Source organism: Actinomycetota bacterium, assembly GCA_035536535.1.
Lineage (GTDB): Bacteria > Actinomycetota > JAICYB01 > JAICYB01 > JAICYB01 > DATLNZ01.
In genome coordinates this window covers 1-8767 of the sequence record DATLNZ010000056.1, presented here as the reverse complement: position 1 = coordinate 8767, position 8767 = coordinate 1, and the positions used below count along the sequence as shown (strand labels likewise).

Below are 8767 nucleotides of genomic sequence, written 5' to 3'. Positions count from 1 at the left end.
ATCTGCGGCCCCGGGAACCTGTACGTGACGCTGGCCAAGCGCGAGGTGTACGGGACGGTCGGGATCGACGGGCTGTTCGGTCCGTCGGAGTCGGTGGTCGTCGCCGACGACGCCGCCAACCCCGCCTTTGCCGCGGCAGAGGTCCTGACGCAGGCCGAGCACGATCCGGAGGCCTCGGCGATCCTCGTGACGACGTCCGAGGACGTGCTCGCTTCATGCCTCAAGGTCATGTGGGAGCGGCTCGGCTCCCTTGCTCGCGCCAAGGAGACGCGCGAGTCGCTGGCCAACCACGGGCTGGCGGTCCTGGTGCGCGACCTCTCGCAGGCCGTGGCGGTCGTCAACGAGCTGGCCCCCGAGCATCTGTCCATGCACGTTGCGGAGCCGGACGCGTTCCTCGCGCAGGTGACCGCGGCCGGGACCGCCCTCGTGGGCGAGTGGACCCCCGCCGCCGTTTCCGACTACGTGGCCGGACCCAGCCACGTGCTCCCGACCTCCAGGACGGCGCGGTTTTCGTCCGGGCTGTCGGTCCGCGACTTCCTCGTGTCGATCAACACCGTGTCGTACACGCGCGAGGCGCTGGCCCGCGACTCCGAAACGGTGGAGGCGCTCGCGGAGGCCGAGGGACTGCTGGCGCATCGCGACTCCATGCGATTGCGGTTGGAGCACCCCGGCCCCGGCGGCGACGTCTGATGATCCCCCGGCCGCGGCCGGAGATCGAGGCCCTGCCGGCCTACCGGCCCCCGCGGGAGCGCCCGAGGATCCTGCTGCACGCCAACGAAAGCCCCTACCCGCTTCCGGACGAGGTTCGGGCGCATGTGATGCAGGAGTTGTCGCGGGCCGACCTGCACAGGTATCCGGACGGGGAGTCGACCGCCCTTCGAGGGCAGATCGCCGCCTACTGCGGCGTCGACCCCGATTGGATCTGGGTGGGCAGCGGCTCAAACGAGGTCCTGCTGAACGCGGCGCTGGCCTTTGGGGGGCAGGGCAGGTCGGCGCTTCTGTTCGAGCCCACCTACGCGATGCACCGCCGGCAGGCGGTCATCGCCGGTACCACGGCCAGCGTCGTGCCGAGGGGGCGGGACTTCCGGCTGGACGTGTCCGCGGCGGTGGACGAGATCCAGACGCACGACCCGGCGCTGGTGTTCCTGGCCTCCCCGGACAACCCGACGGGAGTCCTCACCGAGCCGGACGATGTCGCCCGCCTCGCCTCCGCGGGGTCCGGACTGCTGGTGCTAGACGAGGCCTACCACGAGTTCTGCGGCGTGACCTTTCTGCCTCGCCTGCGGGAGTTCCAGAACGTCATGGTCGTCCGGACGCTGTCCAAGGCGTTCCGGCTGGCCGGTGTCCGCGTCGGCTGGGCGGTGGCGCACCCGGACGTCATCGCGTGGCTGGTGCGCGTCCGGATGCCCTACGGACAGTCGGTCCTGGCACAGACGACTGCGCGGGTGGTCCTCGAGAACAGGAAGGCTGTCCTCGCGCATGTCGACGAGATCGTTGCGGAGCGCGACCGGATCGCCGAGGCGCTCGCCGCATCGGGGGCCGAGGTGTTCGGGAGCCGGGCGAACTTCGTCCTGTTTCGCCCGCGCGACGCGGAGTCGCTGCTGGCGAGGCTGTCGGGGGCCGGGATCCTGATCCGGGACTTCCGCACGACCCCGTACCTGGAGGGGTGCCTGCGGGTGACCGCGGGGCGTCCGGAGGAAAACGAGGAGTTCCTCGAAGTCGTGGCGTCGTCCGCGTAGGTGAGGGCCCCAAGGCGCGCCGGGCAGAGGAGCCATATCATCGGCGGGCCGCCCCCCGCACAGGAGTCCCATGCCAGAGCGCCGCTCCCGCATCGAGCGGGAGACAACCGAAACGAAAGTAGTGGTCGAGCTTTGCCTCGACGGCCCCCCGCAGACTTCGATATCAACGGGAGTCGCCTTCTTCGACCACATGCTCGACCAACTCGGCCGCCACGCCGGCTTTGACCTGACCGTGGAGGCGTCCGGCGACCTGGACGTGGACGCGCACCACACGGTGGAGGACGTCGGTCTCGCACTTGGCGACGCCCTGCGGGAGGCGCTGGGAGGCAAGTACGGGATCGCGCGCTACGGCTCCGCGCTGGTTCCGATGGAGGACGCCCTGGTTCAGGTCGCACTGGACCTGTCCGGCCGGCCCTACCTGGCGCGGGATGTGCCGAACCCGTCCGACTCGGTGGGCGGCTACGACACGGCCCTGACCAACGAGTTCATGCGCGCAATCGTCAACCGTGCCGGCATCACGCTTCACGTGAGGCTTCTGGACGGGCGTGACCCCCACCACATCATCGAAGGGGAGTTCAAGGCGCTGGCCAGGGCCCTGACGATGGCCTGCGCTGTCACGGGCGGAACAACAGCGCCGTCCACCAAGGGCGTGCTGGATTGAGCTTGCGCACCGGCGTGGTCGACTACGGGCTCGGCAACTTGCCGAGCGTCATAAAGGCGCTGGAACGGGCCGGAGCGGCGCCCGTGCTGATTTCGTCCCCCGGCGAACTGCGGTCCGGCCTCGACGCCATCGTGTTGCCGGGCGTCGGCCACTTCGGCGCGGGGTCGCGGAACCTGCGTCCCTTTGCGCCTGCGCTGCGCGAGTGGGCGGCGGCGGGACGTCCGCTGCTCGGCATATGCCTGGGCCTCCAGCTTCTGTTCGAGAAGTCCGACGAAGACCCGTCCGCCGAGGGTCTCGGCATCTGCGAGGGCGAGGTCCGCAGGATCGAGGCTCGCAGGGTCCCGCACATGGGATGGAACACGCTGGACGTTTCGCCGTCCGCGCGGGTGCTGTCCGCGGTGGCGCCCGGCGAGATGGTGTATTTCGTCCACTCCTACGTCGTGCGTCCCGATCCATCGGTCGCGGCCTCGTCCACCACCTACGAGTCGGCTTTCTGCAGCGGCTTGGAGCAGGGAAGCGTCGTGGGCGTGCAGTTCCACCCGGAGAAGTCCGGCGAAGTCGGGCGGCGGCTGCTCGAGCGCTTCTGCCGGGAGGCCGCCTGATGCCGTTTGAGGTGATCCCGGCCATCGACCTGTGCGAGGGACAGGTCGTGCGCGTCGAGCAGGGTGACCTGGCGACAAAGATTGTCTACGACGACGACCCTGTGCTCGTCGCGCAGCGCTGGGAGGAGATGGGGGCGGTCCGCATCCACGTAGTCGATCTCGACGGAGCGGCCCAAGGGCGTCCGGCCCACCTGCAGGACGTCGCCCGCGTCATAACCGCCACCAGCATCGCCGTCCAGGTGGGCGGCGGCATCCGCGACCTGGATTCCGTGCGCCGTTGGATCGACTGGGGAGCCGACCGCGTCGTCCTCGGGACGGCGGCCCTCACCGACCGCGACTTTTTGTCCTCGGCTCTGGACCTGTTCGCCCAGCGCGTCGTCGTGGCGCTGGACGCGCGCGACGGCCACCTGAGGGTAGGCGGCTGGCGCGAGGACTCCGGACTCGACCTGCTGTCCACGGCGGCCGAGCTTGCGGGACTGGGCGTCCGCCGTCTCCTGTGCACCGACATCTCCCGCGACGGGATGATGTCCGGGCCGAACCTCGAGCAGCTGTGCGAGGTCGCGCAGGTGTCGGGGGTGCCGGTGATCGCCTCCGGTGGCGTGTCCGGCCTGGACGACATCCGTGCGCTATCGGCCGCCGCCTCGCGAGGCATCGAGGGCGTGGTCGTCGGCCGTGCCCTGTACGCCGGTGCGCTGGAGCTCAGGGAAGCGATCGCCGTGGCGGCCCCCGCGTGACGCTCGCGAAGCGGGTCGTCCCCTGCCTGGACGTCGATGGGGGCCGTGTCGTGAAGGGCGTGAACTTCGTGGACATCCGCGATGCCGGCGACCCGGTTGAGCTAGCCGAGCGGTACGACGCTCAGGGGGCCGACGAGATCGTGCTGCTGGACATCACCGCCTCGGCCCACGGACGCGAGTCGATCTACGACGTCATTCGGGCCGCCGCCGAGCGCGTGTTCATCCCGTTCACCGTGGGCGGAGGGATCAGAACGGTGGACGACGTCCGACGGATGCTGCGGACCGGCGCAGACAAGATCTCGCTCAACACAGCGGCCGTGTCGGACCCACGGCTGGTCCGCGAAGCGTCGGACGCCTTCGGCTCCCAGTGTGTCGTGTGCGCGATCGACGCCCGGCGCCGAAACGGCGGCTGGGAGGTCTTCGTCAACGGCGGGCGCACAGCCACCGGCAAGGATGCGGTCCAGTGGGCCGCGGAGGCCGAGAAGCTCGGGGCCGGCGAGATCCTGCTCACGTCCATGGACCGCGATGGCACACAGGACGGCTACGACGTGGAGCTGACGTCGGCAGTAGCGGAGGCGGTCGGGGTCCCGGTTATCGCCTCCGGGGGGGCGGGGGGTCCGGAGCACCTGGCGGACGCGCTGGATGCCGGGGCGGACGCGGTCCTGATCGCCTCGATCGTCCACGACGGCCTCTATGAGATCTCCCAGCTGAAGGCGCACCTCGCCGGACGCGGGCTCCCGGTGCGGCTGACATGACGTCGCCGAACCAGGATGCGGACCTGTCGATCGCCGACTTGTCCTTTGACGACCGGGGACTGCTGCCCGCCATCGTCCAGGAGGCCGCCACCGGCGACGTGCTGATGCTCGGTTGGATGAACGAAGAGTCGATCCGTGCGACCTTTAGCAAGGGGCTCGCCACGTTCTGGTCGCGCTCGCGGCGGGAGCTGTGGACGAAGGGCGAGACGTCGGGCAACAAGCTGCGCCTGGTGGACGTCCGCTACGACTGCGACGCGGACGCGCTGCTCGTCCGGGTGCACCTGGAGGGCGACGGCGCCTGCCACACCGGGAACAGGTCCTGCTTCTACCGCACCCTCGACGCGTGAGCCTTGACCGCACGCTGTACCGCCCCGGCCTCGACGGGTTCAAGCGGCTCGCCGAATCGCACACCGTCGTGCCCGTGTGGCGGGAGGTCATAGCCGACCTCGAGACGCCGGTGTCGGCCTGGCTAAAGGTGGCCAAGTCGCGCAACTCGTTTCTGCTCGAGTCGGCGGAGCGCGGCGAGCGGTGGAGCCGGTACTCGTTTGTCGGAGTCGACCCATTCCTGGTGCTGCGCGTGATGGGAGACGAGGTGCAGTGGGAGGGCGACCCGCCGCAATGGGCCACCGGACGAAACCCGCTCGAGATCGTCCAGTCCACCGTGGAGGGCTACCGCGCGCCTCGTCTGGACGGACTGCCGCCGCTTCACGGCGGGGCCGTGGGCTATATCGGCTACGACGCCGTCCGGCATATCGAGTCTCTGCCCCCGCGGCCGCAGGACCCGTCCGGGCTCCCGGACGTCCAGCTGCAGTTCTCCGACCGGGTCATCGCCTTCGACCACTTCCGCCAGGTGTTGTCCGTAATCGTGAACGTGGTCCCCGGCGACCGCCCGGAGGCCGACTACGAAGACGCGATCCACCGCTGCGAGGATCTCATCGCCTACCTGCGCAGGCCTCTGGAGCAGGAGCCCGTCGCCCCGCCGCGCATCGAGCGGCAAAACCCGCCGCCATCGAACGTGAGCAGGCAGAGGTGGCGCGAGATGCTGGCCGCGGCGCGGGAGCACATCCTGTCCGGGGACGTCTTCCAGGTGGTGCTGTCCCAGCGCTTTGTCGTGGAGGATCTGCGCGCGTCGCCGGTGGACGTCTACCGGATGCTCCGGCTCGTGAACCCGTCCCCCTACATGTACCTGCTGCGCTTCGGCGACACGTGGGTGATCGGCTCGTCGCCGGAGGCCCTGGTGCGCGTCGAGGGACGGACCGCCACGACACACCCCATCGCCGGGACCCGCTGGCGCGGGCTCACCCCCGACTCCGACCGCAGCCTCGAGCAGGAACTTCTGTCCGACGACAAGGAGCGGGCCGAGCACGTGATGCTCGTGGACCTGGCTCGCAACGACTTAGGGCGGGTGTGCGAGTACGGGTCGGTGGAGGTGCCGCGGATGCTGGACGTCCAGCGCTACTCGCACCTGATGCACCTGGTGTCGGAGGTGACGGGCCAGCTGCGCGACGGCGTCACGGCTTTCGACGTGCTGAAGGCGACCTTCCCTGCCGGCACCGTGACCGGGGCCCCCAAGGTGCGCGCAATGCAGATCATCGACGACCTCGAGGAGCACCGTCGCGGGGTCTATGCGGGAGTGGTGGGCTACTTCGACTTCTCCGGAAACCTCGACACCGCGATCGCCCTGAGGACCGCGGTGATCGCCAGGGACACGGCGTGGGTCCAGGCCGGCGGCGGGATAGTCGCCGATTCCGACCCCGACGACGAGTACCTGGAGTGCCTGAACAAGGCGTCGGCGGTGGTGAACGCGATCCGCGCTGCGGAGGCCCTGCAGCGCTAGCGCGGAGCGCCTTACAGAGACCTTACGTTCGCTTGATGTTCTCTTCTCAGTGGTCGTCGACTCTATGAACGACGGAAGACCCGAGTTACAGGAGGCAGGTATGCAAGTGTCAAAGCTTCAGCTGCTGGGGTTGGTGACCGGGGGCGTCATCCTCGGCTCCACCTTGTCGGTGACGGCGCAGGAGTCTCCTGCGCCGCAACCGGCGAAAAAGCACCGTGTTGAAGGCAGAAAGCACGGACACTTCGCGGCCAAGGGATTCCACGGCGCCATGCGGGGCGAGTTCGTCCTCCCGGGACGTGACGGGGGGCCGGTCCGGACGGTCCGCATCGACCGCGGGATCCTGACCGCCGTCGAGGGACAGACCCTCGTCATTCGCGAGGAGGACAACACGGTCGTCCGCGTGCCCCTGTCCGACGAGACGAAGATCAATCGCGACGGAAACAAGGCCGCGCTGTCGGACCTCAAGTCCGGCGACCACGTCTTCGCCCAGCAGGCCAAGGAAGGCGACGCCGCCTTCGTGACTCGCGGGGTGCGGGCGATCTCCGCCGAGAGGTACGCGCAGATGGAGGCGCAGCGCGAGAAGTGCCGGCAGGACCGGGCCTCGTGTCCCCGGCCGCAGAAGGCCGAGCGGCGAGCTCCGGGAGAACGAAAGGGAGCCGCGCCGGGAGCCGAGGGCCAGGTCCATCCCGGGACCTTCGTGATCCCCGGGCCCCCGGAGGACGCTGTCGCCTTTGAGGAGGAGATGCCCGTCTAGGACTGAAAGGGACGGCGGGCCCACGGGCCCGCCGTCCCTTTGTCAGCCTCCGGCGACGCTAGGCTTGGAAACCCGATGCGCCGGACGATCCTGGTAGTCGAAGACGAGGAGCCGATCGCGCGGCTCCTCGAGATGTACCTGGACCAGGCGGGTTACCGGGCGCGCGTCGCCCCGGACGCCAAGCGCGCGAGATCCCAGCTGGACGACCCGTCGCTCGCCCTGGTGCTGCTCGACCTGTCCCTGCCGGACGGAGACGGCATCGACCTGTTCCGCGAGATCCGCAGACGCTCCGCGCTGCCCGTGATCATGGTCACCGCGCGCGACGCGGAGGCGGACCGCGTCCTGGGCCTTGAGCTCGGCGCCGACGACTACGTCACCAAGCCCTTCAGCCCCCGCGAGCTGGTGGCGCGCGTGCGCGGCGTTCTGCGAAGGGGGGAGCCGGCGGCGCATTCCGGCGCGGTCGACGCGGGAGGTCTGCGGCTGGACCCGGACTCGCGCGATGTGACGCTTGACTCGGCCCCCGTGGACCTCACGCGCAAGGAGTTCGATCTTCTGGCGCACCTGCTCGGACACCCCGGACGCGTCTGGACGAGGTCACAGCTGCTGGAGGCCGTGTGGGGCTATCCGGACGACGTCGACTCCAGGACGGTGGACGTCCACGTCGCGCAGCTGCGCCGCAAGCTCGGTTCCCGCTGTCCGGTCCGGACGGTGCGGGGGGTCGGGTACAAGGCCGAGATGCCGTCGTGAGTCCGTCCCTCAGGCGGGTGCTGGCGTCCGCCATCGGCGGGGTTGCCGTCGGCGCCGTCGTGCTGACTGCCGGGCTGACGCTGGGGCTCGTGCGCGCGACGGGGGACCAGGCGACTTTGGCGGAGCTCCGGCTCCAGGCGGACCGGATGGCGCATCGGCCGGGAGTCCTGCGGGCCGGCCCCCGCGGTCCGGAGGGCGTCTTCGTCTCGCTGGGGGCCGAGTTCGTCCCGGACGGAGTGGACCATCCGTACGCCGGTCTCGACCAGCCCGAGGGCCGGGGTGAGGTCGACGGCCAGGAGGTCCTGTACGTAGCTCGCCGGGTCGCCGTGAGGCAGAGCGCCGGGACGCTGTACGTGGTGCGTCTTGCGGAGGGGTCACGCGGCCTCGGTTCCCACGTTGCGAGGCGGGTCCTGGTCGCGTCGCTAATTGCGCTCGCGGCCAGTGCGGCAGTCGCCTACCTGCTGTCCCGCCGCATCTCGCAGCCGCTATCCCAGCTCGCCGGGGCCGCTGTAGGTCTGGCCCGGGGGTCGCCGCCGGCTCCGGAGGCCCTCGCTGCTCAGGACGGCGAGCCGTCGGAGGTCGCGGACCTGCGCGCCGCCTTTGCGGGCATGTCCACTGGTTTGGCCGCCGCCCGCGAAAGGGAGAGGACGTTCCTGCTGTCGGTGTCCCACGAGTTGCGGACGCCTCTGACGTCCATACGTGGCTACGCAGAAGCCCTTGCGGACGCAGCGGCTCCCGACCCCGCCGCCGCCGGCCGGGTCGTCCTGGACGAGTCGCGCCGGCTGGAGCGCCTGGTGGGTGACCTGATGGACCTGGCCCGCCTGCAGTCCGGTGAGTTCCCGGTCGAGGTGGAGGAGGCGGACCTTGCGGCGGTGGGCGCGCGGGTCGTGGAGTCGCTCAGGCCCCTGGCGTCCCAGGCGGAGGTGATGCTGGAGCAC

11 protein-coding genes are annotated in these 8767 nt (G+C 70.1%); all 11 read left to right on the top strand.

Annotation, left to right across the window (positions count from 1 at the left end; translation table 11 throughout):
- Positions 1–690, top strand: a 690-nt coding sequence (hisD, locus tag VNE62_03665; protein HVE91389.1) for a histidinol dehydrogenase, incomplete at its 5' end; no start/stop codon positions are given.
- A complete protein-coding gene (gene hisC / locus VNE62_03660; protein ID HVE91388.1) occupies positions 690–1739 on the top strand; it encodes a histidinol-phosphate transaminase in 1050 nt (349 codons plus the stop codon). The genes hisD and hisC, both read left to right, overlap by 1 nt.
- Positions 1740–1809: 70 nt before the next feature.
- Positions 1810–2400 (top strand): imidazoleglycerol-phosphate dehydratase HisB, encoded by a 591-nt coding sequence (gene hisB / locus VNE62_03655; GenBank protein ID HVE91387.1) that lies wholly within the window; start codon positions 1810–1812, stop codon positions 2398–2400.
- Between the two features lie 2 nt (positions 2401–2402).
- On the top strand, positions 2403–3002 hold the full coding sequence (hisH, locus tag VNE62_03650; protein HVE91386.1) for an imidazole glycerol phosphate synthase subunit HisH: 600 nt from the start codon (positions 2403–2405) through the stop codon (positions 3000–3002).
- Positions 3002–3736, top strand: a complete 735-nt coding sequence (hisA, locus tag VNE62_03645; protein HVE91385.1) for a 1-(5-phosphoribosyl)-5-[(5-phosphoribosylamino)methylideneamino]imidazole-4-carboxamide isomerase — start codon at positions 3002–3004, stop codon at positions 3734–3736. Before hisH ends, hisA begins: the two co-directional genes overlap by 1 nt.
- Positions 3733–4491 (top strand): imidazole glycerol phosphate synthase subunit HisF, encoded by a 759-nt coding sequence (hisF, locus tag VNE62_03640; GenBank protein HVE91384.1) that lies wholly within the window; start codon positions 3733–3735, stop codon positions 4489–4491. Before hisA ends, hisF begins: the two co-directional genes overlap by 4 nt.
- Positions 4488–4838: a phosphoribosyl-AMP cyclohydrolase gene (gene hisI / locus VNE62_03635; GenBank protein ID HVE91383.1), complete on the top strand. Its 351-nt coding sequence runs from the start codon at positions 4488–4490 to the stop codon at positions 4836–4838. The genes hisF and hisI overlap by 4 nt, the downstream gene beginning before the upstream one ends.
- On the top strand, positions 4835–6328 hold the full coding sequence (gene trpE, locus VNE62_03630) for an anthranilate synthase component I (protein ID HVE91382.1): 1494 nt from the start codon (positions 4835–4837) through the stop codon (positions 6326–6328). Before hisI ends, trpE begins: the two co-directional genes overlap by 4 nt.
- A 100-nt stretch (positions 6329–6428) precedes the next feature.
- Positions 6429–7082, top strand: coding sequence for a hypothetical protein (locus VNE62_03625; GenBank protein HVE91381.1), 654 nt, complete (start codon positions 6429–6431; stop codon positions 7080–7082).
- Positions 7083–7157: 75 nt separating this feature from the next.
- Positions 7158–7829, top strand: coding sequence for a response regulator transcription factor (locus tag VNE62_03620; GenBank protein HVE91380.1), 672 nt, complete (start codon positions 7158–7160; stop codon positions 7827–7829).
- Positions 7826–8767: HAMP domain-containing sensor histidine kinase (locus VNE62_03615; protein HVE91379.1), on the top strand; the 942-nt coding region annotated here is incomplete at its 3' end. The genes VNE62_03620 and VNE62_03615, both read left to right, overlap by 4 nt.

Bases quoted from the DNA above. Each gene is read 5' to 3' on its own strand.
- hisC (HVE91388.1), top strand. From the start codon at position 690: ATGATCCCCCGGCCGCGGCCGGAGATCGAGGCCCTGCCGGCCTACCGG.
- hisB (HVE91387.1), top strand. From the start codon at position 1,810: ATGCCAGAGCGCCGCTCCCGCATCGAGCGGGAGACAACCGAAACGAAA.
- hisA (HVE91385.1), top strand. From the start codon at position 3,002: ATGCCGTTTGAGGTGATCCCGGCCATCGACCTGTGCGAGGGACAGGTC.
- hisI (HVE91383.1), top strand. From the start codon at position 4,488: ATGACGTCGCCGAACCAGGATGCGGACCTGTCGATCGCCGACTTGTCC.
- VNE62_03625 (HVE91381.1), top strand. From the start codon at position 6,429: ATGCAAGTGTCAAAGCTTCAGCTGCTGGGGTTGGTGACCGGGGGCGTC.
- VNE62_03620 (HVE91380.1), top strand. From the start codon at position 7,158: ATGCGCCGGACGATCCTGGTAGTCGAAGACGAGGAGCCGATCGCGCGG.